28 protein-coding genes are annotated in these 26880 nt (G+C 58.6%); 15 read left to right on the top strand and 13 right to left on the bottom strand.

From position 1 onward, the window contains the following. The 5 genes from MWU53_RS15985 to MWU53_RS06790 all read right to left on the bottom strand — a co-directional run. Positions 1-126: thiamine pyrophosphate-binding protein (locus MWU53_RS15985; RefSeq protein ID WP_348647029.1), on the bottom strand; the 126-nt coding region annotated here is incomplete at its 3' end. Between the two features lie 118 nt (positions 127-244). Next, positions 245-1723 carry a PLP-dependent aminotransferase family protein gene (locus MWU53_RS06805; RefSeq protein ID WP_247091725.1) on the bottom strand — a complete coding sequence of 493 codons (1479 nt, stop codon included), beginning with the start codon at positions 1721-1723 and terminating at the stop codon, positions 245-247. A 167-nt stretch (positions 1724-1890) separates the two neighbouring features. Then, positions 1891-2193, bottom strand: coding sequence for a hypothetical protein (locus MWU53_RS06800; RefSeq protein ID WP_247091722.1), 303 nt, complete (start codon positions 2191-2193; stop codon positions 1891-1893). Between the two features lie 92 nt (positions 2194-2285). Continuing rightward, positions 2286-2876 carry a GNAT family protein gene (locus MWU53_RS06795; RefSeq protein ID WP_247091719.1) on the bottom strand — a complete coding sequence of 197 codons (591 nt, stop codon included), beginning with the start codon at positions 2874-2876 and terminating at the stop codon, positions 2286-2288. 87 nt (positions 2877-2963) lie between these two features. Further along, a complete protein-coding gene (locus MWU53_RS06790; protein WP_247091716.1) occupies positions 2964-4361 on the bottom strand; it encodes an aminotransferase class III-fold pyridoxal phosphate-dependent enzyme in 1398 nt (465 codons plus the stop codon). Positions 4362-4599: 238 nt separating this feature from the next. Between MWU53_RS06790 and MWU53_RS06785 the strand changes: the two genes are divergently transcribed. Then, positions 4600-5250 carry a GntR family transcriptional regulator gene (locus MWU53_RS06785; protein WP_247091713.1) on the top strand — a complete coding sequence of 217 codons (651 nt, stop codon included), beginning with the start codon at positions 4600-4602 and terminating at the stop codon, positions 5248-5250. Here the strand turns inward: MWU53_RS06785 and MWU53_RS06780 are convergent. Further along, on the bottom strand, positions 5247-5960 hold the full coding sequence (locus MWU53_RS06780) for a type 1 glutamine amidotransferase (RefSeq protein ID WP_247091710.1): 714 nt from the start codon (positions 5958-5960) through the stop codon (positions 5247-5249). The two genes, MWU53_RS06785 and MWU53_RS06780, sit on opposite strands and share 4 nt — an antisense overlap. 85 nt (positions 5961-6045) lie before the next feature. On the opposite strand from MWU53_RS06780, the gene MWU53_RS06775 reads away from it, so the two are divergent. The 4 genes from MWU53_RS06775 to MWU53_RS06760 all read left to right on the top strand — a co-directional run bounded on the left by MWU53_RS06775 (position 6046) and on the right by MWU53_RS06760 (position 9506). Beyond that, positions 6046-7305 carry a cytochrome P450 gene (locus MWU53_RS06775; RefSeq protein ID WP_247091707.1) on the top strand — a complete coding sequence of 420 codons (1260 nt, stop codon included), beginning with the start codon at positions 6046-6048 and terminating at the stop codon, positions 7303-7305. Between the two features lie 39 nt (positions 7306-7344). After that, positions 7345-8634 (top strand): glutamine synthetase family protein, encoded by a 1290-nt coding sequence (locus MWU53_RS06770; protein WP_247091704.1) that lies wholly within the window; start codon positions 7345-7347, stop codon positions 8632-8634. Positions 8635-8772: 138 nt separating this feature from the next. After that, complete coding sequence (locus MWU53_RS06765; RefSeq protein WP_247091701.1) at positions 8773-9084, top strand: 2Fe-2S iron-sulfur cluster-binding protein; 312 nt, start codon at positions 8773-8775, stop codon at positions 9082-9084. A 53-nt stretch (positions 9085-9137) separates the two neighbouring features. After that, entirely contained in the window at positions 9138-9506 is a 369-nt protein-coding gene (locus MWU53_RS06760; protein ID WP_247091698.1) for a VOC family protein, read from the top strand. A gap of 45 nt (positions 9507-9551) precedes the next feature. On the opposite strand, the gene MWU53_RS06755 is transcribed toward MWU53_RS06760, so the two are convergent. Both MWU53_RS06755 and MWU53_RS06750 read right to left on the bottom strand, forming a co-directional pair. Further along, positions 9552-10904, bottom strand: a complete 1353-nt coding sequence (locus MWU53_RS06755; protein ID WP_247091695.1) for an aspartate aminotransferase family protein — start codon at positions 10902-10904, stop codon at positions 9552-9554. Beyond that, positions 10901-11707 (bottom strand): IclR family transcriptional regulator, encoded by an 807-nt coding sequence (locus MWU53_RS06750; protein WP_247091692.1) that lies wholly within the window; start codon positions 11705-11707, stop codon positions 10901-10903. The genes MWU53_RS06755 and MWU53_RS06750 overlap by 4 nt, the downstream gene beginning before the upstream one ends. Before the next feature lie 176 nt (positions 11708-11883). On the opposite strand from MWU53_RS06750, the gene MWU53_RS06745 reads away from it, so the two are divergent. The 8 genes from MWU53_RS06745 to MWU53_RS06710 all read left to right on the top strand — a co-directional run bounded on the left by MWU53_RS06745 (position 11884) and on the right by MWU53_RS06710 (position 19198). Further along, a complete protein-coding gene (locus tag MWU53_RS06745; protein ID WP_247091689.1) occupies positions 11884-12825 on the top strand; it encodes a tripartite tricarboxylate transporter substrate-binding protein in 942 nt (313 codons plus the stop codon). Between the two features lie 79 nt (positions 12826-12904). Next, complete coding sequence (locus MWU53_RS06740) at positions 12905-13594, top strand: tripartite tricarboxylate transporter TctB family protein (protein WP_247091686.1); 690 nt, start codon at positions 12905-12907, stop codon at positions 13592-13594. Between the two features lie 7 nt (positions 13595-13601). Beyond that, entirely contained in the window at positions 13602-15242 is a 1641-nt protein-coding gene (locus MWU53_RS06735; protein WP_247091684.1) for a tripartite tricarboxylate transporter permease, read from the top strand. Next, positions 15149-16591, top strand: coding sequence for an aldehyde dehydrogenase (locus MWU53_RS06730; protein WP_247091794.1), 1443 nt, complete (start codon positions 15149-15151; stop codon positions 16589-16591). Before MWU53_RS06735 ends, MWU53_RS06730 begins: the two co-directional genes overlap by 94 nt. After that, complete coding sequence (locus MWU53_RS06725; protein WP_247091682.1) at positions 16588-17820, top strand: Tm-1-like ATP-binding domain-containing protein; 1233 nt, start codon at positions 16588-16590, stop codon at positions 17818-17820. The genes MWU53_RS06730 and MWU53_RS06725 overlap by 4 nt, the downstream gene beginning before the upstream one ends. A 74-nt stretch (positions 17821-17894) precedes the next feature. After that, a complete protein-coding gene (locus MWU53_RS06720; protein ID WP_247091679.1) occupies positions 17895-18341 on the top strand; it encodes a 5-carboxymethyl-2-hydroxymuconate Delta-isomerase in 447 nt (148 codons plus the stop codon). Beyond that, the gene (gene hpaR / locus MWU53_RS06715) at positions 18289-18717 is read left to right on the top strand and encodes a homoprotocatechuate degradation operon regulator HpaR (RefSeq protein ID WP_247091677.1); all 429 of its coding nucleotides are present in this window, start codon (positions 18289-18291) and stop codon (positions 18715-18717) included. The genes MWU53_RS06720 and hpaR overlap by 53 nt, the downstream gene beginning before the upstream one ends. A gap of 91 nt (positions 18718-18808) precedes the next feature. Next, positions 18809-19198, top strand: coding sequence for an acyl-CoA thioesterase (locus MWU53_RS06710; RefSeq protein ID WP_247091675.1), 390 nt, complete (start codon positions 18809-18811; stop codon positions 19196-19198). Positions 19199-19319: 121 nt separating this feature from the next. Here the strand turns inward: MWU53_RS06710 and MWU53_RS06705 are convergent, their stop codons facing one another. The 3 genes from MWU53_RS06705 to MWU53_RS06695 all read right to left on the bottom strand — a co-directional run bounded on the left by MWU53_RS06705 (position 19320) and on the right by MWU53_RS06695 (position 23464). Then, entirely contained in the window at positions 19320-20207 is an 888-nt protein-coding gene (locus MWU53_RS06705) for a GIY-YIG nuclease family protein (RefSeq protein ID WP_247091672.1), read from the bottom strand. Positions 20208-20322: 115 nt separating this feature from the next. Continuing rightward, a complete protein-coding gene (ettA, locus tag MWU53_RS06700) occupies positions 20323-21978 on the bottom strand; it encodes an energy-dependent translational throttle protein EttA (RefSeq protein WP_247091670.1) in 1656 nt (551 codons plus the stop codon). Positions 21979-22057: 79 nt separating this feature from the next. Beyond that, positions 22058-23464: a P-loop NTPase fold protein gene (locus tag MWU53_RS06695; RefSeq protein WP_247091667.1), complete on the bottom strand. Its 1407-nt coding sequence runs from the start codon at positions 23462-23464 to the stop codon at positions 22058-22060. A 56-nt stretch (positions 23465-23520) separates the two neighbouring features. On the opposite strand from MWU53_RS06695, the gene MWU53_RS06690 reads away from it, so the two are divergent. Beyond that, entirely contained in the window at positions 23521-24117 is a 597-nt protein-coding gene (locus MWU53_RS06690; RefSeq protein WP_247091665.1) for a nicotinate-nucleotide adenylyltransferase, read from the top strand. Between the two features lie 131 nt (positions 24118-24248). Beyond that, positions 24249-25676 (top strand): D-alanyl-D-alanine carboxypeptidase/D-alanyl-D-alanine-endopeptidase, encoded by a 1428-nt coding sequence (gene dacB, locus MWU53_RS06685; protein WP_247091662.1) that lies wholly within the window; start codon positions 24249-24251, stop codon positions 25674-25676. 47 nt (positions 25677-25723) lie between these two features. On the opposite strand, the gene MWU53_RS06680 is transcribed toward dacB, so the two are convergent. Both MWU53_RS06680 and MWU53_RS06675 read right to left on the bottom strand, forming a co-directional pair. Beyond that, the gene (locus MWU53_RS06680; RefSeq protein ID WP_247091659.1) at positions 25724-26437 is read right to left on the bottom strand and encodes a glutathione S-transferase N-terminal domain-containing protein; all 714 of its coding nucleotides are present in this window, start codon (positions 26435-26437) and stop codon (positions 25724-25726) included. A 57-nt stretch (positions 26438-26494) separates the two neighbouring features. Further along, on the bottom strand, positions 26495-26866 hold the full coding sequence (locus tag MWU53_RS06675; protein ID WP_247091792.1) for a tellurite resistance TerB family protein: 372 nt from the start codon (positions 26864-26866) through the stop codon (positions 26495-26497). Positions 26867-26880: the final 14 nt, after the last annotated feature.

Here is a 26880-nt window from a genome sequence, read left to right as displayed (position 1 = left end):
GGTGATGCCAGCGTCCGGGAAGATGTCCGAAATCGGCATCATCGCCGACCCGATAATACCAAACGCATGCTCAATCCCATGCATCTGAAGCACTTTTACGAAGGCTTCTTCTGTCGTCATTTTCATTGTGACGCTCTCCCTTGAAATGGTGGTGGGGTGGCGAAAGCACTTCGTCCGCCCTGTCGGTTTTCCTGACTCTTTTTTAGGCAGCGGGCCCCTATGCCTATAGGGCCAGTTGTCTTAGCTATCTGGCGCCAGATTTTACGGCTGCTGTGATCTCGTCTGCAATCAGGGATATCCCCTCGGGAATGCGTGAGGCTGGAATCGAGCTATAGGCGATCCGATAGAAATTGGTGGGCTGGTTGGGGCCGCGGAAGAAGGGTGTGCCGGGTTCGATCAAGACACCCTTGGCGTTGAGCTGGCCTGCCAATCGTCCCATATCCACCCCTTCTGGCGCGCGCATCCAGAAGGCCGATCCGCCAAAAACACCGCGCCCTGCAATACTCAGGCCCACATCGTCGATGGCTTGGTTCATCACTTCGCGCCTTTCCTGATACGCGCCCCCCATGCGGCGGATCAGGGCATCGTAGTGGCCCAAGGACAGGAAATAGGCGACGGTGCGTTGGATCAATCCGGGCGGGTGGCGCAGCACGGCCGAGCGCAGCGCGCGCGCTTCGCGGATGAAGGGTTCGGACCCGACCATGTAGCCAAGGCGAAGCCCCGGAAACAGCGATTTCGAGAAACTTCCCACGTAGATCACGCGCCCTTCGCGGTCCAAGGATTTCAGCGCGGGCGAGGGGGGCTTCAAGAACGACATCTCGAAATCATAGTCGTCCTCAACGATTACCGCGTCCAATTCCTTGGCGCGCGTAAGAAGGGTCTTGCGCCGCTCAATTGACATAGTGGCCGTTGTCGGACTGTGATGGCTAGGGGTCGTGAAGATGACATCGGTGCCATCCGGTAAGGCCTCGGGTGGCAGGCCGTCGCGGTCAACCGGGATGTCGACCAGATGGCAGCGGCTTTGGGTCAGGACGTCACGCAGCGAGTAATAACATGGGTCCTCAATTGCAGCGGTCCGGCGCTGGGTCAAAAGGATCTGTGCGGCCATCCACAGCGCGTTTTGCGCGCCCAATGTGATTAGAATTTCTTCCGGTCGGGCCAGAATGCCGCGACGAGGCAAGATGTGGCGAGCGATGAATTCGATCAGCTGCGGATCATCCTGATCATAGTAATCGCCCATCATCACTTCATGGTCTTTGTGGCCAAGCGCACGCAGGGCACAGAGGCGCCAAGCGTTGTGGTCAAACAGTTTGGGATCGGTTTGCCCATAGATGAAGGGATATTTCTGCTGCCGCCAGTTCTGCGGTTTATTGGGCGTGCTGCCACCGGTGAAGTGGTTGCCGATGGCACGATGCCAGTCGACCTTGTCTTCGCCCCGTGCACGGGGCTGGAAGCTGGGCGGTTCTGGCGCGTTTTCCGAGACATAGAAGCCGGACCGCCCCTTGGACGACAGGTAGTCGTTCGCCTGAAGTTCGGTATAGGCCAGCGTGACAGTGATCCGGCTGACGCCCAGATGCGTTGACAATTTCCGGGTCGAGGGCAGTTTTTCCCCGCGGGGCAGGCGCCCGGACAGGATGGCTTCGGCGATCATTTGCTGTATCTGCGCCTGAAGCGTGCCTTGGGCGTCGGGGTCCAGAAAGAATGTCTCTACAGGTGCTGCCATAGAGGGCACCTTATATTGGACCTAGTTGGGACGCAATCTGGATATACTCAACTTCTTAAAGCGGTTTTTGTAAAACCTGGTACGGGTTTTGCGAAAACCGTCCCTCAAATTTAGTGATGTTGCGACGTTTCTCACCATCCCGATGTGTCGGGTTGATGAGAAACGCTTTAGCGATTTGACGAAATCCAGGCCGACATCAAACCTGCATCTCGAAAGCACTCGTCTGGGACAGATCGGCGTTTGGCGCGTGCGATCCGTTCTGCATAGGCCACCTGTTTCGAGGTCGCTCGTGTGTCAAGCGGCTGCGCTGCACGGGCTTTCAGGCGGGCTTGGTGTTCTCCAATCCAGCCTGACAAGGCAGCACGATCCTGCGCCACATCTGCCGGAATTGCCGCGCCCAGCTTTGAGGCAATCGTGCGGGCATAATCCGTCTGTTTTGGCGTCGGGGGCAGGCTTTGGGACTGGGCCATAGCGCGTTCCTTTGTTCTTACTGCATGGGAACAAATATAGAACAAACTGGTTAATTGTCCAGCCCCAAAGGGTCACGTGTTGGTGACGCCCCTTATTTTCTGGGTTTCTCAAGCCGCCAGGTTAGGTTTGCCCGAACGGCGGGCCATTCTGATGCGATGATCGAATACACGGCCGTATCGCGCAAAACTCCGTTGCCTTGATCCATGTGGCTGCGCAGCACACCGTCCAGTTTGGCGCCCAGCCTTTCGATGGCGGCCCGGCTTTGGTGGTTCATGAAATGGGTGCGAAGCTCGACAGCGATACATCCAAGATCGTCGAAGGCATAAGACAGAAGCAGCCTTTTCGCCTCGGCGTTCAGAAGGCTGCGTTGCACGGATTTCCGATACCAGGTCGAGCCGATCTCGACCCGTTTGTTGGTGGCGTCGATGTTCATGAAGGTCGTCATGCCAACGGGCGTGCCATTGGGTGTCATCACGCAAAAGGGCAGCATCGAACCGGCCTGTTGCAAGGATAGGCGCCTGGTGATTTCGGTCTCCATGTCTTCTGGCTTGGGGATCGAGGTGTACCATAGGCGGTGCAGCGTTCCATCAGCGCTGGCCTCTTTTAAGGCAGGCGCGTGGTCCATGCTAAGAGGGGCGAGGATCACGTGATCTCCGGTCAGGGTAATGGGCGCGGGCCACATGGCAGTATCCTTCTATGTCTCACGAAAAAGGCGGCCCCGGTGACAGGGCCGCCTTTCTATGAACTATGATGCCAAAGGGCAGCTATGTCAGCCGAAAACCTTGGTCAGAGCGTTGTCGACGGCCTCGCAGATCCGGTCGATATCTTGTTCGGTCGCGATCAGGGCCGGGCTGAAGCACAGCGTGTTGTTGCGGCCCGGCAGCGAACGGTTGGTCGCGCCGATGATCACGCCTTGCGCGCCACAATCTGCAACCACAGCGCCGACTTCGGCTTCGGTAACCGGTTCCTTGGTTTCGCGGTCTTTGACCAGCTCAGCCCCAAGGAACAGGCCCTTGCCGCGCACGTCGCCGATGACCGCGTGCTTCTCGGCCAGAGCGTTCAGGTTTGCCAGCATGCGTTCGCCCATCTTGGTGGTGTTCTCCAAGAGGCCCTCGTCCTCGATGATGCGCAGGTTCTCCAGCGCGGCGACGGGGCCGGCGGTGCAGCCACCAAAGGTCGAGATGTCACGGAAATAGCCCATCGGGTCCGAGGCGTCTTCTTTGAACATGTCAAACACGCGCTCGGTGGTCACGCAGCAGGCAATCGCCGCATAGCCCGAGGCGACGCCCTTCGCCATGGTGACGAAGTCCGGCTTGATGCCATAGTGCTGATAGCCGAACCAGGTACCGGTGCGGCCCAGGCCGCAGACGACTTCGTCGATATGCAGCAGGATGTCGTATTTCTCGCAGATCTCTTGCACGCGCGGCCAATAGCCCTCGGGCGCTTCGATCACGCCACCACCTGCGGTGATGGGTTCAAGGCACAGGGCGCCAACGGTTTCCGGGCCTTCACGCAGAATGACATCTTCGATGGCGTCAGCTGCGGCGCGGCCGAACTCGGCCCCCGACAGATGCTCCAGCCCCAGTTCGTGCTTGCGGTATTCCATGCAGTGCGGCACGCGGATGAAGTCCGGTGCGAAGGGACCGTATTGGGCGTTGCGCTCGTCCTGACCGCCGGCCGACATGGTGGCAAGGGTCGAACCGTGATAGTCGCGGTCGCGATAGAGGATCTTGGTTTTCTTGCCGTCGTATTTCTTGTGGGCGATCTGGCGGATCATCTTGAACGCTTTTTCGTTCGCTTCCGAGCCCGAGTTCGTGATGTAGACGCGGCTCATGCCCGGCATCTTTTCGATCAGCTTCTCGGAAAACAGCGCACCGGGGATCGAACCCGCGGCGGCGGCGAAATAGTTCATCTTCACCAGCTGGTCACGTACGACGTCCGCGATGGTTTCGCGGCCATAACCAACATTCACGGTCCACACGCCACCCGAAACGGCGTCGATGTATTCTTTGCCGTTCTGGTCCCAAACGCGCATGCCTTTGCCTTCCACGATGATGCGTGGTTCACCGGTTTCGAAGGGTTTGTGCTGTGTCAGGTGGTGCCAAACATGGGCCTTGTCGGCCTCGACAACGTGGCTGATATCGTTTTCTTTGATTTGACCGTCCATGACGTCCTCCGGTGCTGAAGGTTCCCCGTGCGAAGCGGGCCGTGGGAACAGAGATTCTTTGATCAAATATCTTCTCGGAATTCGAGAACGAAAATAGGGCCAGCCCGCTATTAAAATATGTCCAGAATTGGCGCAGAAACGTGGATTGCGCGGGGGACGTCGGATTGTACCTATTGAAATATAGCACGGAATGTCAGCGAAAGCTGGAAATCAGCGCAGGATTTGCTTAACTGCCCGCATGGCTGGTCAAACTGAAATCGTTCTGAATGCAATCCTGACGTCTATCGACAGGGGCGAGTTGTCGCCCGGAGAAACGATCGATGAGAATGCGCTGATCGCGCAATACGAGGTATCGCGTACCCCGCTTCGCGAGGCGTTGTTGCGGCTTGAAGCAATGGGGCTGGTCGTGCGCCCTCCGCGTAAAGGGGCGGTGCTGTTCAAGCCCAGCTTCGAAGAGTTTCTGGCTATACTCGAAGTGAACGCTCAGCTGGAAGGGCAGGCGGCAGGCCTGGCCGCGCGTCGGATTGCGGCCAAAGATGGCGCGTCCTTGATGCGGATCGTCGAAGCCTGCGAAGCCCATGCCCGCGACAAGGGGGATGGCGACCCGAATGGGTACTATGCGCTAAACCTCTCGTTCCATAAAACGGTGGCCGAGGCGGCGGGCAATCCGTTCCTTTTGGACATGATCAAGATGAACGGGCGCAAGCTGTTGGCCTATTATCGTGCCCGCTATCGCAACCCCGGCGCGATTGCCGAAAGCGCGCGCGAGCATCGCCAGATTGCCGAGTTGATCCTTGCCCATGACGCCGAAAAGGCACGCGCCTTGATGACTGAACATGTTCTGTTTGATCGGGTGACCGTGACGGATCTGCTGGCGGCACTTGGTTAGGATTTGGCCGTTGCTGCGTGTTCGAAGAACCTGACGATCCAATCGGCAAATTGCGGGCCGTTGGCTGGATTTGAAAGCGTGTCACGGGCGGACGCGATCACCTCGGCGGGCTTTTCTTCTTCCAATTCGTCGATCAAGGCCGCGATGAAGTCTGGTGTCATTTCAGGATGGTTCTGCGTGGTGAAGACATGATCTTCCATGCGAAACCCACCAATCGGACATCCTTCAGACGTCATAATGTTTGTGGCGCCCTCTGGCATCTGGGTCACCTGCTCGATATGGGCGCCATAGAGCCGGAATTGCTGCGCATCGACCCACGGGGCAGGCGTGCTGATCTCCATCTCAGTTGATCCAAAAACCCATCCGCCCGGGTTGGTCTCGACTTTGCCGCCAAGGGCTTTCGCAATGGCCTGATGTCCGAAGCAAGCACCAAATAGCGGTCTTTGTTGGGCGTGCAGTGTGCGGATCAGCTCTGAGAGCTGCCCGACCCACGCGGCAGTATCATGGACTGAAGCTGGGCTGCCGGTAATCACGAAACCATCAAAGCTCTCAAGGTCTTGCGGGAAATCACCGTCCTTCACAGAGAAGGTCACATAATCCCAGTCCGGACGCTGATGAGCCAGCAGCGCGGTCCACTTTTCGCCGTCCTTTGGGTGTTGGTCGGCAAAGCTGCTTTCATCCGTGTTTGCCATCAGAATTGCGATGCGCATGAATTCGCCCTTTACATACTTAACATGTTCCTTAATATATTTATAGACGCGCTAAGTACAATATAAAAACGCCACGGAGGTGCGCATGACCGTTTGGACCCCACAGGATGATGGATTTGCGGATCTGTCCAGCCACGACACCTTTGTGAATGGCGCCCCGCATAACACCTTTGCACGCCTGCGTCGGGAAGACCCGCTGAGCTGGACCGATTGGGACGGGGGCGAAGGCTTCTGGAACGTGGTGCGTCACGCCGATATCACCGAGCTGAACCGGAATTACGAGCTGATGTCCTCGGCCCGCGGGATCCGGATGGAGGACCAGACATACGAGGAATATCTGGCCCGCCGGACCTTTCAGGAAACCGATCCTCCTGAGCATATGAAGACCCGCGTGAAGGTGGGGAAAGCCTTCTCGCGCCCTGTCGTTGCCGGGTTCGAGGATCAGATCCGCGAGCTGTGCCACCCAATTCTGGACGCTGCTCTTGAGGCTGGCACGTTCGATGCCACGAAGATGATCGCCCGCCAACTGCCCATGATGATGCTGGGCCGGATCATCGGGACGCCGGTCGAGGATCTGCCGTGGTTGGTTGAAAAAGGCGACGCGCTGATCGCCAACACCGACCCGGATTTTACCGATCACGTCCTGGACAAGATGGAGACGGACGAATACCGCATGATGCCGTTCAACTCGCCCGCCGGAGCTGAGCTCTTTGACTATGCCAAGCGTCTGATCGAGGAAAAGAACCGCAAGGGCGACACAGACGGCGTGCTGCATATGATCCTGCAGCCAGACAAGGACGGCAACGTGATGCCAGAGCAGGAGTTTCGCAACTTTTTCTGTCTGCTGGTAGCGGCGGGGAATGATACCACACGCTATTCGATTGCCGCGGGCATTCAGGCGATGGCGCATCAGCAGGAACTGCTCGGTCAGATGCAAGAGGGCGGGGATATCTGGGCCACCGCGCCGGATGAGATTATCCGCTGGGCCACGCCCGCGCTTTACTTCCGCCGCACCGCCACGCGCGATCATGAAATGCACGGGAAGCTTATCAAGGAAGGCGACAAGGTTCTTTACTGGTGGTCATCCGCCAACCGCGATGAACAGGTGTTTGACGATCCCAACCGCGTTGATCTGTTCCGCAGCCCCAACCGTCACATGTCCTTCGGGCAGGGCGGCCCACATGTATGTCTTGGCATGCATCTGGCGCGGCTCGAGGTGCGGGTTCTGTTCGAAGAACTGGCGAAACGTGTGAAAATGGTGGAACCTGCCGGCGACCACAAATTCCTGCGCTCGAATTTCGTGGGTGGGATCAAGGAATTGCCTGTCACCATGCAGGCCAAATAACCCCGCGGGGTGACCCGGAAAACCGGGCAGGGAGGATACATGAAAGATCGTTTGCGGGCCTTATGGCTTGATCACCTAAGCATTCTGCGCGGCAAATACCTGCCCGGCTCGAAAATCGGTACGGGCGAGACGCGGTTCTGCCGGTCTACGTATGGCGTGCATTACGACAAGGACCTTCTGGATGCGCCGGGCGCGATGATGAAGGAAGGTCTGCCGGATATGGAACTGCGCTGGCGGGCCGAAGACATTCGCGAGGGGTGGGAGGCCTCGACGCAGATTGTCATCGGTGACCTGTATGACCAAGACGGCGTGCCTTTGGAGCTGTGCGGCCGTCAGGCCCTGAAGCGTGCGATTGCGGCGTGGGAAGAACGCGGATTGACTCCGATGGTGGGGATCGAGCTGGAGTGCTTTGCCCTGATGGCCAACGAAATCGGCCGCCTTGTGCCCTATGACGCGCCGGGGGGCGTGGTCTATGGCACAGGACCGTTTACCGACCCGCTGCGCTTTACCGATGACATTTGGGAACGCGCCGAGAAGCTGGGCTTTAACCTTGAGATGATGACGGGCGAATACGATAGCCCGCAGTTCGAGTTCACGCTGACCTTTGACGAGGCGCTGAAGCATGTGGACGACATTGTGCTGTTCCGCCAGATGGCCCGCGAAGTGGCGCTGGAGCACGGGCTTGTCCTGACCTTCATGCCCAAACCGATTGCCGAGGCAGGCGGGTCGGGTATGCATATCAATTACAGCTTCCGTGATCGCTCGGGCGGCAATGCGTTGGACAATGGCCCCGTCGGCGGACCAGATCACATGAACGATCTGGCGCGCGGCTGTATCTCGGGCCTGATGCATCACCACAAGGGGCTGGCCGGATTGGTGGCACCGACGACAAACTCGTACCAGCGTCTGCAGCCGGGATCGCTATCTGGCTATTGGCGCAACTGGGGCGGGGATCACCGAAACGTCACCACCCGGATTTCCGGCGAGGGTGGCGCGAAATCACGGTTGGAGCACCGGATGGCAGACGCCACGGCGAACCCCTATACGGCGGTGGCTGCGGTGTTGCAGGCGTCGCTTCTGGGATTGGAAAACAACTACCCGCTCGGTCCCATCGAGGGCGGCGATGGGTTTGACCGGACCGAGGCCAAGGAGGGCACGGCGGTGAACCTGAAGGTTGCAATGAATGATCTGGAGGCTGACACCGTGCTGGGCGACCGCGTGGGGCGTCTGCTGGTCGATAACCACATTTTCATGAAGCGCAAAGAGGTCATCAAAACCCGTGATCTCGAAGGTGACGGGCTGCGCGATTTTTATGTGAACTTCGTCTAGATCAATGTCGATTTCACCAAACCAAATGCGCATCAGAAATCGTGTTCGAAATCAGCGCCTAGCTGATTGAGAGGCGGCGAATTCTGATCCCGCTTAATCGACTTTGATCAAGGCGTAGCAAAAACAAGGAGATACGAGATGAAAGTAACCTGGGTCTTGCCTGGGGGCGAGGAAGTTGTGGCTGACGTCCAGACGGGCGTGAACCTGATGGAAGCCGCCCAAGCGAACAATATCGCTGGCATTCAAGGCGAATGCGGAGGCTCTCTGTCCTGCGCGACCTGTCATGTGCAAGTGGACGGCGACTGGTTGTCCAAAACCGGCGAAAAGGGCGATTTCGAAGAGGCCATGCTGGACATGGCGGACGGGGAAGTCACTGACGCTTCACGCCTGTCGTGCCAGATCGAAGCCTCGGATGACTTGGACGGTATTCGGCTGATCGTCCCGGTCTGAATCTGGTGTGATCCCTTCCTGTGCTACACTCAAAGCAAAGGGAGGATCACATCATGCAACTCGGAGCGTTTTCGGTCAGCCTTGGCGTCAAAGATCTGGCCGCCTCGCGCGTGTTTTACGAGGCGCTGGGCTTCACGGCCTACGCCGGCACGGAAGAACACAACTATCTGATCATGAAGAACGGCGACACTTTGGTCGGGCTGTTTCAGGGGATGTTCGAAGGCGCGATGCTGACCTTCAATCCCGGCTGGGATCAGAACGCCACCAATGTCGACCCGTTTGACGATGTGCGTGCGATCAAGGCGCAGCTTGCAGCAGCAGGGATCGCGGTCGCGCAGGAACAGGGCGGGGCAGAGGGGCCGGGCAGCTTTGTCGTCACCGATCCTGACGGCTTTCCTATTTTAATCGACCAGCATAGATAAAGGCCGCCCGTTTGGGGCGGCCTTTGTGCGTTCAATGTCTGCGGGTTAAACGGCGGCGAAACCCGCCTTCAGCGCGGTCAGGATGGTCTGCACATCGTCCGACGTCAGCACCAGTGGCGGCGACATGATGACGTTCGGGCCAGAGACACGCACCATCGCGCCGTTCTGATAGGCGACCTCTTGCAATGTGCCGATGGTCTTTTTGTCAATGGACGCTTTGGTGGCGCGGTCCGAGACGAGCTCCAGCGCGCACATCAACCCGTGGCCGCCACGCACATCTCCGATGATATCGTGTTCGGCGGCCAATTCCTGCAGACCTGCGAACAGCTCGGCTCCACGAGCAGCGGCGTTCTCGTTCACCTTCAGGCGTACGGTTTCTTCCATACAGGCAACCGCAGCGGCCGCCCCGACCGGATGGCCCGAATAGGTGTAGCCGTGGCCGATAGCAGCGGCTCCTGTGGTGTCCTTCTCGAAGGTTTCAACCACGTGGTCCGCGATCATCACCGCGCCAAAGGGGAAATAGCCGTTGGTGATTGCTTTGGCGGTACACATGAAATCTGGCTGCACGCCCCAGTACCGGCTGCCCGACCAGCCACCGGTGCGGCCAAAGGCGGTGATGACCTCGTCCGCGATCAGCAGAATGCCGTGTTTCGAACAGATCTCGCGCACGCCGGGCATGAAGCTTTCATGGGGAGGGATGACGCCGCCAGCGCCCAGAATGGGCTCCATGATCATGGCAGCGATGGTGTTCGCACCTTGGAACGCGATCTCGTCTTCCATCGCTTGCAGGCACAGTTGGGCCAGACGCTCGGGATCCGTTTCGTTGAACGGGTTGCGATAGGTATACGGCGCCGGGATGTGATAGCAGCCGGGCAGAAGCGGTTCGTATTGGGTGCGGAAGTTGGCATTCCCGTTCACCGATGCGCCGCCCATATGGGTGCCGTGATAACCCTTCTTCAGGCTCAGGAACTTGGTGCGGCCAGCGTCGCCCTTCACCTTGTGATACTGGCGTGCAAGACGAAGAGCGGTCTCAACGCTGTCCGACCCGCCCGAGGTATAAAACGCGCGGGTCAGTCCGTCCGGCGCAAAGAAATCACGCAGGATTTCCGACAGCTCAATCACCTTGTCATTGGTGGTTCCGCGGAAGGTCGAATAATAGGGCAGGGTGTCCAGCTGGGCCGAAATTGCATCCTTGATCGGCTGGTTCGAAAAGCCAAGGTTCACGTTCCACAACCCGCCCACGGCGTCGACGACCTCGTGCCCGTCTACGTCCTTGATCTTCACGCCGGATGCGCCGGTGATGATGGTGGGCGGATTCTGAAGGCTGTCGGCGGGATGCGCCATCGGATGCCAGAGCGAACGGGCGTTCTTTTCTTTCAGAAAGTTGGAATCTTTCATGTCAGCTCGCTTTCTACAGGAGAGTCTGTGGGTTTGAATTTTGGAAAACTGTCAGGCGGGAAGCCCCCAAGCACGCGCGTCGTGCGCCGGGCTGCAAGGGCAAGTTCGGTTTGGATCGTGGCGCGCAGCTCGTCGGTCATGCGGGATACCGGGGCCGCGACCGCCATCGCTCCGATACAATGCGATCCGGCGTCGAAAATCGGCACGGCATGGGAATAGACATCCCGTTCATAGCCGCCGATCGACCATGCCATTCCGCGTTGGCGAATTTTTGGCAGCAAAGCTTGAATGGCTGCGGGATCAGTGACGGTTTCAGGGGTGCGCGCGATAAGTGGTTTGCTGAGAATGGCGTCGACGAAGGGGGCGGGGGAGAAGGCCAAGACGGCTAGGCCCGATCCAGTCGAGTGCAGTTCGAGCACCTCGGCGTCTTCCATCATCACCATCGTGCCATGCTTGTGTGCGTAGCTATAGGTAAGGTTGGACAGGACCTCGCCATTCAAGAGCGACATATGTGATGTTTCGCCGGTCAGCTCGCTGAGTTTTGTCAGTTCAGCCAGCGCCAATTCGCGCATGGGAACGGCCTTCTCACGCAAGGCTGCGAGCCGCAGAAAGGCTGGGCCAAGACGATATTCACGCCCCGCACCGATCTGTTCAACGAATCCATGATCCGCCAATTCACCCATCAGGCGATAGACGGTCGCCTTGTTCATTCCCGATAGGCGCGCCAGATCGCTTAGTCCAATCTGAGAGTGGGCGCGGCTGAAATAATTCAGCAATGTCAGAGCTTTGGATGCGGTTCCCATAGGGTCTTCCGGTTGGTTTCTGCCCCTGTCCGCTAACGGACTGCGCAGTTTTTCGTTCACATGTTCAATGATTTGTTGACAGGAATCACTCCGGTCTGTCAATCTATTTTAAAACCGATGGTTCAAATAATGAACCGGCGACATGAATTTTGATCTGACGAAATAGGGAGACCGTCATGAACACCAAATCCATTCTGGCTGGCGCGCTGGCCGTAACCGCAACCATGGTCGCTGCACCGGCCATGGCCGAATATCCAGAAAAGCCGGTTAGCTTCATTGTGCCGTGGCCTCCGGGTGATCTGGAAGACGTGCTGACCCGCATGATCGCGGAAGACTTTCAGGCGGAATACGGCGTCTCGGCTGCCGTCGTGAACAAACCCGGTGGCGGCGGTGGCCCGTTCCCCGGTGCAATCGACGTGGCAACGGCGCCTGCTGACGGATATACCATCGGCAGCTTCGTGCCTGCCGTACCCGTGATCGGCCACGAGATCGGCATCGACGAGCTTGCCCCAGCCAAGTTTGACCCGATCGGCATCTTCCTGACCTATCCCTTTGTGGTGGCGACTTCGGGCAACGCGCCCTACAGCTCGATGGCTGAGCTGGCCGACTATGCCAAGGAAAACGACGTCGCGCTGGGTCACTTTGGCGACGTCCTGACGCCGACGCAGGTCACCAAGGCCTACGCGAAGAATGCTGGCTTCGAGTGGGGCTCGGACGCGGCGTTTGACGCTCTGGACTGCAACACGCTGGCTTCGGGCGATGCGGATGTGATCAACACCACGCTGCAGCTGATCCTGCCTTGCCTTGATGACGTGAAAGTCCTGATGGCCGTGACTGACGAGCGTATCAGCCTTGTGCCGGACACTCCCACCATTGGCGAGCTCGACGCACAGCTGAACATCGCCCTGTGGAATGGCCTGTTCGTGACCAAAGACACCCCGGCAGACGTACGCGAGAAGATCGCTGCCGTGGCTGCAAAAACTGTGATGAGCGAGCGCGCTCAGGCGGTCGCAAAAGAAACCGGTGCGCTGGTCTACTGGATGGACGCCGAAGCGTCGGCTGCACGGATTGCGGCTGATCAGGAAACCGGTGCGGTGATCAGCGGAATCCTTGAGTAATCCGCTCTGATATGACCTTTTGCGGGGCTGGCTTTGGCTGGCCCCGCGTGACGACCAAGCCCCCCGGAAAGCGCCTGCTATGAGCGACGAAATCACAGAACATCCCGACCGACCACAGCGCGGTCAGGTGTTGTTCGCGGCCCTGTTTCTGATCTGCGCCACGCTTCTGTTGGCTGCCATTGAAGATCAGACCAAGTGGCTGAAAGGGAAAGACTTCTTCGCACAGCCGCGGTTCTGGCCCGCTGTTGGCGTTGGGGGCATGGTGCTGTTTACCGCGCTGCATTTCTGGCATCTGCCGCGCAAACCCCGTCGCCTGCCGCGCTGGATGCGCGAGGCCGACTGGTTCCAATGGGCCGAGAGCCTGTTTTGGGCCGTTCTGGCCATCGGGTTGGCGCTTTGGCTTGGCCCGATTTCGGCAGCGCCCATGGTGTTTCTGGTCGCCATCGTCCGCGTGACGTGGCTGTACCAACACTGGACCGACCGGCGCGAGGCCAAGATCTGGGTCTCGGTCTTCGAATGGGCTGGATGGTTCTTGGCCTATGTCCTTCTGGTGCCATTGATCGGGTATCTGCCGGTCACCATTGCGTTTTCGCTGATCCTGACATGGCGGGTGGGCTACCGTTCGCGTCTGATGATGTGGAGCGCGGGTGTCTTCGCTGTCTTGGTCGTATTGGTCTTCAAAAGCTTCCTGCAAGTGAAGATCCCCGGCGCGGCGATCTACGAATATCTTCCGGGCGCGCTGCGTTCGTTCTTCATCCTGAATTTCTGAGGGCGGCATGGACCTGATTTTCGATTTCCTGAGCCAAGTGCAGGCCAGTTCGTCCTATCTGGCCCGCTGGGACGTGGTTCTGGCGCTTCTGGTGGGCTCGGTCGGCGGTGTTTTGATCGGCGCGATCCCCGGTGTTGGCCCCGCGGTGGCCATCGCGATCCTGTTGCCCGCGACGTTCTCGATGGACCCGATTGTCGGGTTGACGGTGCTGTTGGGTATCTACGGCAGTTCTATGTATGGCGGGTCGATCCCGGCCATCCTGATTAACACGCCGGGCACTGCTGTAAACGCGCTGACAACGTATGACGGCTACCCGATGACCACCCGGGGCGAGGCGCGACGGGCGCTGTCGCTGGCCTATAGCTCGTCCTTTTTTGGTGGCATCTTCTCGGTCGTTTGCTTGATCCTCTTCGCGCCCATTTTGGCGAAAATCGCCCCCATGTTCGGCTCGCGCGAGATCTTTTTGGCGGCCCTTTTGGGCATCATCCTTGTTGTCACCGCGCACCGCAAACACACGTTGATCGCGGCGGCGATGGCGTGCTTCGGTATCTGGCTGAACACCATTGGCCTGCACCCAGCCAGCTATTCAAAGCGTTACACGTTTGACCAAAGCTGGTTGTCGGGCGGTGTGAATCTGATCGTGGTGGTGCTGGGACTTTTCGCGCTAAGCCAAGCCTTCACTCTGTTGCATGGCGATGATGAGAAAGTCCGCCTGACCAAGCTGAAAGGCAGCTTCTTCCAAGGCTTCCGAGAGCTGGCGCGCCATCCGCGCATCGCGGGTATCTCGGCCACGTTCGGCGTGGTCATGGGCATGATCCCCGGCGTGGGCGAGTTTACCGCGCAGTTCATGTCCTACACTTATGCGCAGAAATCCTCCAAGCGGCCCGAGGATTTCGGGCATGGATCAAGCGAAGGCCTGATCGCCGCCGAAACCGCCAACAACGCGGTCCCAGGTGCTGCCATGGTGCCGCTGCTGGCGCTGGGTATCCCCGGCGAGGCGCTGACGGCCATGATGCTGTCCGTCTTCTATGTGCATAACGTGATCCCGGGACCGCAGCTTTTCCAGAACGACATGGATTTTGTGGTCGCGCTCTATCTCGCGCTTTTGATCCTGAACGTGCTGGTGGTGATCTTCCTTTTGATTGCGACGAACCAGCTGATCAAAGTGGTGAAGATCCCGAACCGCTTCTTGGGCGTCTGCATTCTGATCCTCAGCTTTGTGGGGGTCTACAGCCTTCGCAACTCGCTGACCGACTGCATCATCGCCGCTGCCTTTGGCATCTTCGGATTCATTATGAAGCGCATGCAACTGCCCGTCGTGCCCATCGTTCTGGGCATGGTTCTGGGTGGCATCATGGAGGTCAAACTGCGCAGCGCCATGGCGCGCGTGAAGACCCCCTTGGACTTTATTGATCGCCCCATCGCGGCGATCCTGTTTGCAATGATCGTTCTGGTCCTGATCCTGCATTTCCGCCGGGTCTGGCTGGACCACAAAGAAAGAAAGACCGACGAATGGCAGATCAGTCACGCATCAACGAGCTTTCCCGCCATCCTATCGCGCCGCAGAAACTATATATTGACGGAGCGTGGCAAGAAGCTGAGGGCGAAGCGCAAGACGTTCTCTCGCCGATTGACGGACAAAGACTGACCACGATTGCACGGGCGTCCGCTCGCGATGTGGACCGGGCGGTTGCGGCGGCACGGCGGGCGTTTGACGACGGGCGTTGGTCGCGGGCAGCGCCAGCTTATCGCAAGAAGGTCCTGCACAAGCTGGCCGACTTGATCGAGGCCAACGCGTTGGAACTGGCCGTTCTTGGCGTGCGCGACAATGGGACCGAGATTGGCATGGCACTGAAGGCCGAGCCGGGATCGGCGGCAGGGACCTTCCGGTACTATGCCGAGGCACTGGACAAGGTCTATGGCGAGATTGCCCCGACCGCGCCCGGCATTCTGGGCCTTGTGCATAAGGAACCGGTGGGCGTTGTGGGCGCGATTGTACCGTGGAACTTCCCGCTGATGATTGGCGCGTGGAAACTGGCACCTGCGCTGGCGGCGGGGAACTCGGTCGTGTTGAAGCCGGCCGAAACCGCGTCGCTGTCGCTTCTCAAGCTCGCAGAACTGGCCGCTGAGGCAGGGTTGCCTGACGGCGTGTTGAACGTTGTCACGGGTGCCGGGTCCGTCACGGGCGAAGCGCTGGCAATGTCGATGGACGTAGATGTTCTGGTCTTTACCGGCTCGGGCGGGGTCGGGCGGCGGCTGTTGGAGTATTCCGCACGCTCAAACCTGAAACGCTGCTATCTAGAGCTGGGAGGCAAATCCCCCAACGTGGTCTTCGCCGATGCCCCTGATCTGGAGCAAGCGGCCAAGGTCTCGGCGGCCGGTATCTTCCGCAACGCCGGGCAGGTCTGTGTGGCGGGTTCGCGCCTGCTGGTCGAAGAGAGCATTCATGACGAGTTCGTCGAGGCGCTGTCACGTCACGCCGCTGCGATGAAGGTGGGCAACCCTCTGGATCTGAACACTAATATTGGTGCGGTGAACAACCTGACCCAATTGGAAGGCAACCTGAACTTCGTGACAAAAGCCATTGAAGAAGGCGCAGAGGTTGCATTGGGTGGCTCGCGGATCATGGAAGACACGGGTGGCTATTTCATGGAGCCGACGGTGCTGAAAGGTGTGAAGCCCGAGCATAACGTGGCCCAGAACGAGGTCTTCGGTCCGGTTCTGGCCGTGACCCCGTTCAAGTCAGATGCGGAAGCGATCGCCATTGCCAACTCGACCAAGTTTGGTTTGGCCGCAGGGGTTTGGACCTCGAACTTATCACGCGCACATAACATGGTGCGCGACATTCAGGCAGGCGTGGTCCACGTGAACACCTATGGCGGTCCGGACGGCACGGTCCCCTTGGGCGGCGTCAAGCAATCGGGCAACGGGCACGACAAATCGATGCACGCCTTCGACAAGTATTTCGACCTCAAGACAGCATGGATGCAGCTATGAGCGACAAAACAATTCTGGTCGTCGGGACCTATGACACCAAAGATGACGAGCTGAACTATATCGCCGATGTGATCCGGGCGCAGGGCGGTGGCGTGGCCACGATGGACATCTCGGTACTGGGTGATCCGTCTGCGCCGTGTGACTATTCCAAACATGACGTGGCCGAGGCGGGTGGGTCGTCGATCCAAGCCGCCATCGACAGCGGGGACGAAAACACCGCCATGCAGATCATGGCGCAGGGCTCGGCCGCTTTAGCGCTGAAACTCTACCGCGAGGGCGTGTTTGACGGGCTGATCGTTCTGGGCGGCACAATGGGCACGGATGCGGCGCTGGACCTGTGTCAGGCGCTGCCGATTGGGGTGCCGAAATACGTGGTCTCGACGGTCAGTTTCTCGCCCTTGATCCCGCCTGAGCGTCTACCGGCCGATGTGCAGATGATCCTCTGGGCAGGCGGGCTGTACGGGCTGAACTCGATCTGTAAGGCGTCGCTGTCACAGGCGGCAGGTGCCGTGCTGGGTGCGGCGCGTGCGGTCGAGAAGCCGGACTTCCAAAAGCCGCTCATCGGCATGACCAGCTTTGGTAAAACCGTGTTGCGTTACATGGTCAGCTTGAAACCCGCACTTGAAGCTCGTGGGTTCGAAGTCGCTGTGTTCCACGCCACCGGCATGGGAGGGCGCGCCTTTGAAAGCCTTGCAAGCGAGGGCGCCTTTGCTGCCGTTCTGGATTTCGCCCCGCAAGAGCTGGGCAATCATATCATGGGCTCGAGCATCTCTGCCGGTCCGGACCGTATGACCAATGCGGGCGCGTCTGGCACACCGCAAATGGTCTCGATCGGGTGCTATGATCTGGTGGATTTCATCGGTTGGCAGGACGTACCGCCGAAACTGGCGGGGCAGGAGGTGCATGCACATAACCGGCTTCTGTCCTCGGTTATGATGACCCCCGACCAGAGGCGCGAGATGGCGCAGGCAATGTGCCGTCAGCTATCGGGCGCGAAAAGCCCGGTGAACCTGATCTTGCCGCTTCAAGGTGGCAACGAATGGGACCGTCCCGGTGGGCCACTGCATGACGCCGAGGGGCTTGCGGCGTTCGTCGACGAGATCCGCACCCATTGCCCGGACAACGTGTCCCTAATCGAGCTGGACTGCCATATCAACGACGCCGCGTTCTCGGACCGTGTGCTGGCGGATTTCGATGCGTGGGTGGCGGCAGGCATAATCGCCCCCTGAGACAACTTGTTGCACCCGCAATGATTTGCAATCTAGGCGCGACGGGTATTTATTGTCGGTGTTAAGGAGTGAACATGCCACACCTGTCATTCGAATTCAGCAACGGGCTGGGCCAGCACGCGGATCTTTCCGCTCTGGCCGAAACCATGCGCACGGCTTTGGTCGCCACGGGGAAATGCCCCATTGGCGGCATCCGCGTACGTGGGTTCGAGGCTGACATCGACGCCATTGGCAACGGGGCAGGTGGGTATCACTTCCTGGATATGATCCTCAGACTAGGGCAGGGACGGGACGAGGCCACGCGCGAGGCCATCGCCGACACCCTTTACAGCGCGGTTGAGGACGCGCTGCGCCCGCAGATGGGCGACACGCCCTTCATTCTTAGTCTTGAGGTTCAGGAAATCGAAACCCGCTTCAGCCGCAAAGGTTGGAGCACGATCCACGCGGCCATCCGCGAAAGGACTGACCATGATGAAGAAACTCGATCGCGCGCTGCCTCTGGCCCTGCTTCACGCCCGTGAGGCAACCCTCAAACCCTTCCGTCAGGAACTTGATGATATCGGTCTGACGGTCCAACAATGGCGCGTGATCCGCGTGCTGGCCGAAGGCAAACCCTGCTGCGCCACCGAACTGGCCGAGCGCTGCGTCTTGATGCCGCCCAGCCTGTCGCGCATCCTGAAAACCCTGACCGAGCGTGGATTGATCGAGCGTGTGGCAGACACGGACGCCCGCCGTCGCCGCGTTCAGATCACCGAGGAAGGCCGGGCAAAGTACCTCGCCATGTCGCAGAAGGCTGCAGGGATCTATGAGGATCTGGAAGAGAAGTTCGGGACCGAGAAGATGGAAACGCTTCTGGATCTGCTGAATGAGCTTTACGACGTCGCCCGCGCCGCGTGAACCGCGTGTCACGTAACGGCGTTCTTGCATGGGGCCTTGGCGCGGCTTACCCACGAGTTAACAATAATGGTAAGCAATGAACGAGGCCACCATGTCTGACACCCAATCCGCCCCCGAAGGCGACATCATCCTGCGCACGCTTGCCATGCCCAAGGACACCAACGTGGCCGGAGACATCTTCGGCGGTTGGGTCCTGTCCCAAATGGACATCGCGGGCGGTGTGCTGGCCGCGGAATACGCAGGCGGGCGCGTGGCGACCGTGGCGGTGGACGCGATGAAATTCATCTCGCCGGTCAAGGTGGGCGATGTGTTGTGTCTGTATGGCGAGGTCACACGGGTCGGCCGCACGTCGATGGCGATCACGCTGGAGGCGTGGTCCGAACGTGACCGTGGCCGGTCGAAACACAAGGTGACCGAGGGCGTCTTCGTCTTCGTCTCACTGGATGATGATGGCAATCCGGTTCCGGTGAAGAAGGAGTAGCGTTTGCATTTTGCCCTTACGTCCGGTCGACAGGCCGGACAACGCCCGACCCTCCCCACGGGAGGGCGTTCCGCCCACCCAGGGTCAGGCGTGGATGGTGGACAAGTGAAGCGATACCTAGTCAGAGCTGACCAGATTTCCAATCTCCATATGATTGCTTGGAGCCTTTGAATAGCCAATCAGTACGACCGTTTCTCGAGGTTCCAAACAAGAACACAGCGGCAGCTGATGGGCTGGAGAATGCAACATCATCAACAAGTCTGAAGCTACCATTTCCAATCTCTTCAGCTCTGCCGGATAAAAGAACTTGCTTCCTGACTTCCGCAATCCGCTCGTGGAAAGACGAGGCTTCTTTGAGATCACCTACCGATCCAGCTTTGAGAATAAACTCACCATCAATCTCTGTGGCAGTCGCGTTGATTCCCTTCTTACTGTGGCGCAAAAAGAATTCAGGAGCCTGAGCTTCTGATTGAATTGCTGATTTAGACGCAGAGCTCCCAGCTTTTCTGAAGAATTCAACGCCTATAACCGGGAGTATCAGCTGAATTTCTTCCAGAAAAGTCTCCATATCTGAAATGTCCGCTTCCGGTAGCCTGTCGAAATCGGGCTCGGTTCTGTTTACTACTTCGCTTTTCTTCGCTGCGATCAGCAACGAAATGAGCCGACCTTCGAGGTATTTTACGTGAGCCTTCGTCAAGTTTAGGTCTTTGTTGGTAACAGCGACAAAGCGATCCCAGAAATCTTTGTTCTCATCCTTCGAGTGGGAGTAGAGACGTTTTGAAATGTCATCTCCCTCTCCGACATAGACGCTTGGTAAATCTGCCTCAAAGGGAGCTCCAAAGAGGATATAAACACCTGTCCTCCGAAGTTCGTCTCGCTTGAGCGCCACATCCAGCTTGGATCTTGGGGCTGAGAGAACATGGCCTGTCCATTTCACAATCTCTGCAGTCAAAACACCTGTCGGAGTTCCTTCAGCCAAATAGAGACGAACTGATCTGCCTTTGCTCATTCGAGACACCTGTTTGAAATACGTTTGAATAAACTTATGCGCGAACGAGAGATTGAAATCAAACTTGCTTTCACGCTGCCCCCCCAAAAAAAACGGCCCCGAAGGGGCCGCTCTCCTACCGCGTAAACTTCTTATGCTTCAAGCGCTTGGGCTCTAGGGCATCCGGTCCCAGCCTGCGCTTCTTGTCCTCTTCGTAATCCTCGAAGTTGCCTTCGAACCACTCCACATGGGCGTCGCCCTCAAAAGCGAGGATGTGGGTGCAGATACGGTCAAGGAAGAAGCGGTCGTGCGAGATGACGACGGCGCAGCCGGCGAAATCCACCAGTGCGTCTTCGAGAGCGCGGAGGGTTTCCACGTCCAAGTCGTTGGTCGGTTCGTCGAGGAGGAGCACGTTGCCGCCCTCTTTCAACAGACGCGCCATGTGGACGCGGTTGCGTTCACCGCCCGACAGCAGGTTCAGCTTCTTCTGCTGATCGCCGCCTTTGAAGTTGAATGACGAACAATAAGCGCGGGAGTTCACCTGCGCGTCGCCCAGTTCGATGATCTCGGCGCCGCCGGAAATCGCTTCCCAGACGGTGTCGCCATCGTTCAGGTCATCACGCGACTGATCCACATAGGACAGTTTCACGGTGTCGCCCAGTTCCACGGTGCCTTCGTCGGGCTGTTCCTGACCGGTCAGCATTTTGAACAGCGTCGACTTACCCGCGCCGTTCGGGCCGATCACGCCGACAATGCCGCCGGGGGGCAGCGAGAAGTCGAGATTCTCGATCAACAGCTTGTCGCCCATGTGTTTCTTCAGGCCTTCGACCTCGATCACCTTGCCGCCCAGACGGGGGCCGTTGGGAATGACGATCTGGGCGCGGCCCACTTTGTCACGCTCGGACTGGTTCGCCATCTCGTTATAGGCAGCGATACGGGCCTTGGATTTGGCTTGGCGGGCTTTCTGGCCCTGCTGCATCCATTCCAATTCGCGTTCGAGCGTTTTCTGTTTGGACTTATCCTCGCGGGCTTCTTGGGCCAGTCGCTTGGCTTTCTGTTCCAACCATGCCGAGTAGTTGCCTTCGTAGGGAATGCCCGACCCGCGGTCGAGTTCAAGGATCCAGCCGGTGATGTCATCCAGGAAATAACGGTCGTGGGTGACGATCAGGATGGTGCCTTTATAGTCGATCAGGTGCTGTTGCAGCCACGCGATGGTCTCGGCGTCCAAGTGGTTGGTCGGTTCGTCGAGCAGCAGCATGTCGGGGGCTTCCAGCAGCAGCTTGCAGAGCGCGACGCGGCGTTTCTCACCGCCCGACAGGGTTGTGACGTCGGCGTCATCGGGGGGGCAGCGCAACGCCTCCATCGAGACGTCGATCTGCGCGTCCAGATCCCACAGGTTCTGGGCGTCAATCTCGTCTTGCAGCTTGGCCATCTCGTCCGCGGTTTCGTCCGAGTAGTTCATGGCCAGTTCGTTATAGCGTTCGAGGATCGCTTTCTTCTCGGCCACGCCCTGCATGACATTGCCACGCACATCCAAGGATGCGTCCAGCTCGGGCTCCTGCGGGAGATAGCCGACTTTGGCGCCTTCGGCGGCCCAAGCCTCGCCCTGAAATTCTTTGTCGATGCCCGCCATGATGCGCATCAGCGTCGACTTACCAGTGCCGTTCACGCCAACGACGCCGATCTTTACGCCGGGCAGGAAGCTGAGGCGGATATTTTCAAAGCATTTCTTGCCACCGGGATAGGTCTTGGAAACTCCATCCATGTGATAGACATATTGATAAGCGGCCATGTGAATGCTCCGTTGAAAGTCGCGGTTTGCGGTGGTCTAGCGAATGTGCAAGGAAAGGGCAATTCCTTCGCCGCTGTGGCTAGCTCGAATAGAATTGAATTTGGTCTACTTGTGTTTCGATTAGGTGTCGCAGAACAGACCGATCATAGCTTTCCGTCCAGTTTTGGTAATCGGTTTGTCCTAGCAACTCCCCCCAATGATGATAATCCGATTCTTGCTGGTAGCAGAGGTGCCAAGCGGTAGAGATATGGAGGCCGCGTGCGGAAGAACTCTCAGGAACCACTAGGTGGAAGAAGGAAGATATCTCACTCCATTGCTCCGATCGTGAACGAACTTTCCCAAGCTGCTCTGGTTTAAAGGAATCTAGGATAAACAGACCAATTGTCAGGAATGGGTGATATCGTGTTGTATCCGTGCCCCATCCGTCATGTGGGTTGCCTAGTCTAGTCGAAGTTAGGGCGATGTGGCGCGCTAGTTTTTGCAGGCCTCTTAGAGAGAGAACGTCGCTTCCTTGCATGAGGTGTAGGTAGTCCCGAGCGATGCTAGTTCCGTTATGATGAGATATACCCATCTCATTCGCGATTGCCGAAAAATAACGTAGATAGTCAGATGGTAGGTCGTGGTTTGTCGGCTCACCCAGCCGAAGTCCAAGCGTCACAAACTTCTGCAAATACAGCGCTGCATCCACGCCCGCCCCATACCGCGCCTTCACCGAGTTCTGTAGCTCCTTCAAATTCACACCCAGAACAAAATGCACCCCGTCCACGGCAAAGAAATGCTTGATGATCTCAAGCAGAGATAGTGCGTAATCCGGGCGGCAGCGGTCCAGTTCGTCTATGACAATGACAAGCTTTTGGGTGGGTGCGCCCGCTTCGTCAGGTGACGTCAGCAGCGTCAATGCGGCTTTGAATTCAACCATCGCCTTCACGCGCGCGTGTTGTGCTTTCCAGAATTTTTCTTCTTCTGGACTTTCCAAGTTGGTTGCGTTCAGCGCTTCGTCCTTGATGGCGAGCGCCGCTGCATCCCCCAAGTCGCCCAGATGTTCAGTTGCGCCGAATGTGGCGATGGCTGCGCCAACACGAAGCGCTGCCTTCCCGAGCCTGATTGCGGCCTCTTTCCGTTTTTGGCGCCGTGCCTTATCTGCGCTGCCATCGGCATCACTCGCAACGCCGTCCTTTTCGAGCATCTCTTTCACGCGAAGAGTCAAAGCGAAGAGCGGGTCATCCAAATAGTCGTGCTGAAACGCGTCGAAATACACCGTTTGTGTTGCCGCTCCGTGGTCCTGCAGGTGTTGCCCCACCCAGCATTTCAGGAAGAAGCTCTTGCCCGACCCCCACGCTCCATCCAACGCAATGACAAGGCTTTCATCAAAATCCTCTACAAGCTGAGAGAGTTGCTTGCCTGTTCCCTCGCGCTGAAGCTTGCAGTTGCCTTCAAAGCCATCTTTGTACAGCTCGATGTGTGGTTCTTTGATGGTCAATCTCATGCGATTCGACATTTTTTGTTCCAATTTCAGATATCTATCGGGTAAGTCCTAATCCCATGCGCCATGAATTTCCATATGCACGCCCCGGTCAGGTGATTGGCCTATTGGGCGGATCCTTTGATCCGGCCCACGAGGGGCACGTACACATCACGCGCGAGGCGTTGAAGCGGTTCGGGTTGGATCAGGTGTGGTGGCTGGTGACGCCGGGCAACCCCTTGAAATCACACGGGCCGGCGCCGCTGGAGCAGCGGATGGCGCAAGCGAGATCCATCATGCAGCACCCGCGTGTGAAGGTCACACAGATCGAGGCACACACAGGAACGCGCTATACGGCGGAAACGCTCGAGGCACTGATTGCACTTTATCCCGGTGTCCATTTTGTCTGGCTGATGGGGGCCGACAATCTGGCCGATTTTCATCGGTGGGAGCGGTGGAACTGGATCATGTCAAATGTACCCGTTGGCATCTTGGCCCGGCCGGGCGATCGGGGCGCGGCCCGCATGTCCAAGGCAGCCCGCCGTTTCCGGTCGGCTCAGATCTCGGGGCGGCAGGCCGCAAAATTGCGTGTGTCTGAAGCCCCGGCCTGGTCTTTGGTGAATGTGCCAATGCTGGAAGTCTCGTCGTCCCAGATCCGCGCGCGCGGTGACTGGTGAACCTGTCAGAAAGATTGTGCTGATCAACAGGTTTCCGTCTTGATTGCGCGAAAGCCAGCGGGTTAACTCGCCCCATGACGAACCCTTTTTCAAGACGCGCATTTCTGGCGGGATTGGGGGCCGGGGTAGGGATGCCTGCCTTCGCCAACGCACCCGCTACGTCGCTTTTTCCCGCGCCCAAACCGGGCGACTACGCCAAGCGAGGTCTGCCCTCTGTCGCGGCCTTGGTGGCCGATGCTGGTCTGGGCGGGAAGATTGGTTTCATGGTGGCGGATGCGCGCACCGGAGAGGTTCTGGAAGTTCACAATCCCGTGCTGCCCTTGCCGCCCGCCAGTGTCGCGAAAGCGATCACCGGGGCGTATGCGCTGTCGACGCTTGGTGGCACGCACCGCTTCCAAACGCGATTGGTTACGACCGGCCCCGTCCTGAACGGTGTTATTCAGGGCGACCTGATCCTTGTGGGCGGTGCCGATCCGACGCTGGACACGGACGCGTTGTCACAGATGGCGAAAGAACTGCGTGCGCAAGGCGTGACCGGGATCTCAGGCAAGTTTCATGTGAACGGCGCGTATCTGCCCTATCAGCGGGTGATCGACCCGGGACAGCCGGATCATCTGGGGTATAACCCGTCGATTTCGGGGCTGAACTTGAATTTCAACCGCGTACATTTCGAATGGAAACGCGAGGGGCAGAGCTGGGCCGTGGCGATGGATGCGCGGTCCGAAACGTTGCGCCCTGCGGTGAAGGTGGCCCGGATGGAGGTCGTGGATAGGAAGTCTCCGATCTTCACTTATAGGGATGCGGCGGGCGTTGACAGTTGGACAGTTGCGCAGGCGGCCTTGGGCAAAGGGGGATCGCGCTGGTTGCCGGTACGGCGGCCTGACATCTACACGGGCGAGGTCTTTCAGGTTTTGGCGCGCGGGCAGGGGGTGAAACTGCCGCGCCCGCTGTCGCAAGATGGCGTGGCGGAGGGCGACGTTTTGGTGTCGCACGCGTCCGCCCCGGTCGCTGAGATCGTGCAAGGCATGCTGAAATACTCGACCAACCTGACGGCAGAAGTGGTCGGGATGGCCGCCAGTGTCGAGGCGGGCGGCGCGCCCGCGGATTTGGCAGGCTCGGCGGATCAGATGTCCGACTGGGCAAAGGACGCGCTGGGCACGCGGCGGCTGAGATTTGCGGACCATAGTGGGCTGAGTGATCAGTCCATTGTGACGGCGCGCGACATGGTGCGTGCGTTGGTCACGCTGTCCCCGGAAGGCGAGCTTGCACCGCTTCTGAAGAACATCCCGCCCAGGTCCGAGCTATTGCCTGATGGCGGAACCCACGTGATCCGCGCCAAGACTGGGACGCTGAACTTCGTGTCGGCGCTCGCGGGCTATGTCACGGTGCCGAACGGGCGCGAACTGGCATTTGCCATTTTCACCGCGGACATGGAGCGGCGGGGTGCCATTCAGAAAGCGTTCCGGGAACGGCCTGAGGGCGCAAAAGGGTGGAGCCGCCGGTCGCGGCGATTGCAGCATGATCTGATTGCCCGCTGGACGGTGTTGTTCGGAACATGACAAAGGGGCCGCACGGCCCCTTTATCGCTTCTAACAGCTTACCCTTCTCAGGGTTTCGGCGGCATATTCACCGCGATTTTCGAAGCCGGGCGATCGGCGCACATGGTGTGCCAGCGCAGGACGTTCGAGAAGCTTTCAAGCTCCAGCGCATCGCCCGCGTTATAGCCTGTGAATAGCACACGAACCCAAGGCCAGATGGCGATGTCTGCGATCGAGTAATCGTCTCCTGCCACGACCTCGCGCCCGTCCAGACGCTTGTCCAGAACGCCCAGCAGGCGCTTGGCTTCTGCGCGGTAACGTTCCAGCGGACGCTTGTCTTCGATGTCCTTCCCACCGGATGCATAGAAGAATCCAAACTGCCCCAACATGGGGCCGAAGCCGCCCATCTGCCACATCAGCCACTGGAGCACCTCGGCACGTTTCGCCGGGTCGGTGGGCAGGAACTTCCCCGACTTTTCAGCGAGATAGATCAGGATGGCGCCGGTTTCCCACAGGGGCAGGGGTTTCCCGTCCGGGCCGTTGGGATCAATGATTGCGGGGATCTTGTTGTTGGGATTCAACGACAGATACTCGGGGGTGAACTGGTCGCCATCCATGATCGAGACGCGATGCGCCTCGTAGGGCAGGCCGGTCTCTTCCAGCATGGCCGAGGCCTTGATACCGTTTGGAGTGGGCAGCGAATAAAGCTGGATAACGTTGGGGTCTTTAGCCGGCCAACGCTGGGTGATTTCAAACTGGTCAATCTTCAAGCTGTCGAGCATGACGGCCCTTCCCATATGTTACTGTGGTCATGGTATGCGGCGCTGGCGCCGCGATGGTCACAGCGTCATATGGCGTGCCCGTGCGCCCCGTTCAATGGCAGCAGCGTGCAGCCGGTCGATGTTCAGCTCGTACCGGATCTCTTCCAAGATGCGCAGTTCCGGGCCCTGCAGAACGCCATCAGCGGCGGCCACATCGCAAGCTAGCGCATAGGCAGTTTCCCATAGGGTTTCCGGCAGGTTGTCACGCACGAGGCCAAAGAGCGCGTCCAGACCATCTTCGACTGCGAACAGATCGAACACGGTTTGCGATACAGTTTTGAACCGGTCGGGATCATAGGTCGCGAAGACCGGCAGGTGATTGACGATGCGCTCGATCGTTAAAAGCTCCGCTGATGTGATCTCTTCATCCGAGGCGGAGACCGCCATCATCACGGCGATCAAGC

This window comes from Aliiroseovarius sp. S1123 (genome assembly GCF_023015885.1).
In the GTDB taxonomy this organism is placed as follows: domain Bacteria; phylum Pseudomonadota; class Alphaproteobacteria; order Rhodobacterales; family Rhodobacteraceae; genus Aliiroseovarius.
Note: the sequence above shows the minus strand (reverse complement) of the source record. Positions and strands in the feature narration are given on the sequence as shown.

Bases quoted from the DNA above. Each gene is read 5' to 3' on its own strand.
- MWU53_RS06800 (WP_247091722.1), bottom strand. From the start codon at position 2,193: ATGGCCCAGTCCCAAAGCCTGCCCCCGACGCCAAAACAGACGGATTAT.
- ettA (WP_247091670.1), bottom strand. From the start codon at position 21,978: ATGGCCGCTTATCAATATGTCTATCACATGGATGGAGTTTCCAAGACC.
- MWU53_RS06735 (WP_247091684.1), top strand. From the start codon at position 13,602: ATGGACCTGATTTTCGATTTCCTGAGCCAAGTGCAGGCCAGTTCGTCC.
- MWU53_RS06760 (WP_247091698.1), top strand. From the start codon at position 9,138: ATGCAACTCGGAGCGTTTTCGGTCAGCCTTGGCGTCAAAGATCTGGCC.
- MWU53_RS06770 (WP_247091704.1), top strand. From the start codon at position 7,345: ATGAAAGATCGTTTGCGGGCCTTATGGCTTGATCACCTAAGCATTCTG.
- MWU53_RS06775 (WP_247091707.1), top strand. From the start codon at position 6,046: ATGACCGTTTGGACCCCACAGGATGATGGATTTGCGGATCTGTCCAGC.
- MWU53_RS06675 (WP_247091792.1), bottom strand. From the start codon at position 26,866: ATGATGGCGGTCTCCGCCTCGGATGAAGAGATCACATCAGCGGAGCTT.
- MWU53_RS06785 (WP_247091713.1), top strand. From the start codon at position 4,600: ATGGCTGGTCAAACTGAAATCGTTCTGAATGCAATCCTGACGTCTATC.
- dacB (WP_247091662.1), top strand. From the start codon at position 24,249: ATGCCTGCCTTCGCCAACGCACCCGCTACGTCGCTTTTTCCCGCGCCC.
- hpaR (WP_247091677.1), top strand. From the start codon at position 18,289: ATGATGAAGAAACTCGATCGCGCGCTGCCTCTGGCCCTGCTTCACGCC.
- MWU53_RS06805 (WP_247091725.1), bottom strand. From the start codon at position 1,723: ATGGCAGCACCTGTAGAGACATTCTTTCTGGACCCCGACGCCCAAGGC.
- MWU53_RS06690 (WP_247091665.1), top strand. From the start codon at position 23,521: ATGCGCCATGAATTTCCATATGCACGCCCCGGTCAGGTGATTGGCCTA.
- MWU53_RS06750 (WP_247091692.1), bottom strand. From the start codon at position 11,707: ATGGGAACCGCATCCAAAGCTCTGACATTGCTGAATTATTTCAGCCGC.
- MWU53_RS06795 (WP_247091719.1), bottom strand. From the start codon at position 2,876: ATGTGGCCCGCGCCCATTACCCTGACCGGAGATCACGTGATCCTCGCC.
- MWU53_RS06705 (WP_247091672.1), bottom strand. From the start codon at position 20,207: ATGAGCAAAGGCAGATCAGTTCGTCTCTATTTGGCTGAAGGAACTCCG.
- MWU53_RS06680 (WP_247091659.1), bottom strand. From the start codon at position 26,437: ATGCTCGACAGCTTGAAGATTGACCAGTTTGAAATCACCCAGCGTTGG.
- MWU53_RS06790 (WP_247091716.1), bottom strand. From the start codon at position 4,361: ATGGACGGTCAAATCAAAGAAAACGATATCAGCCACGTTGTCGAGGCC.
- MWU53_RS06710 (WP_247091675.1), top strand. From the start codon at position 18,809: ATGTCTGACACCCAATCCGCCCCCGAAGGCGACATCATCCTGCGCACG.
- MWU53_RS06695 (WP_247091667.1), bottom strand. From the start codon at position 23,464: ATGAGATTGACCATCAAAGAACCACACATCGAGCTGTACAAAGATGGC.
- MWU53_RS06780 (WP_247091710.1), bottom strand. From the start codon at position 5,960: ATGCGCATCGCAATTCTGATGGCAAACACGGATGAAAGCAGCTTTGCC.
- MWU53_RS06720 (WP_247091679.1), top strand. From the start codon at position 17,895: ATGCCACACCTGTCATTCGAATTCAGCAACGGGCTGGGCCAGCACGCG.
- MWU53_RS06740 (WP_247091686.1), top strand. From the start codon at position 12,905: ATGAGCGACGAAATCACAGAACATCCCGACCGACCACAGCGCGGTCAG.
- MWU53_RS06725 (WP_247091682.1), top strand. From the start codon at position 16,588: ATGAGCGACAAAACAATTCTGGTCGTCGGGACCTATGACACCAAAGAT.
- MWU53_RS06765 (WP_247091701.1), top strand. From the start codon at position 8,773: ATGAAAGTAACCTGGGTCTTGCCTGGGGGCGAGGAAGTTGTGGCTGAC.
- MWU53_RS06745 (WP_247091689.1), top strand. From the start codon at position 11,884: ATGAACACCAAATCCATTCTGGCTGGCGCGCTGGCCGTAACCGCAACC.
- MWU53_RS06755 (WP_247091695.1), bottom strand. From the start codon at position 10,904: ATGAAAGATTCCAACTTTCTGAAAGAAAAGAACGCCCGTTCGCTCTGG.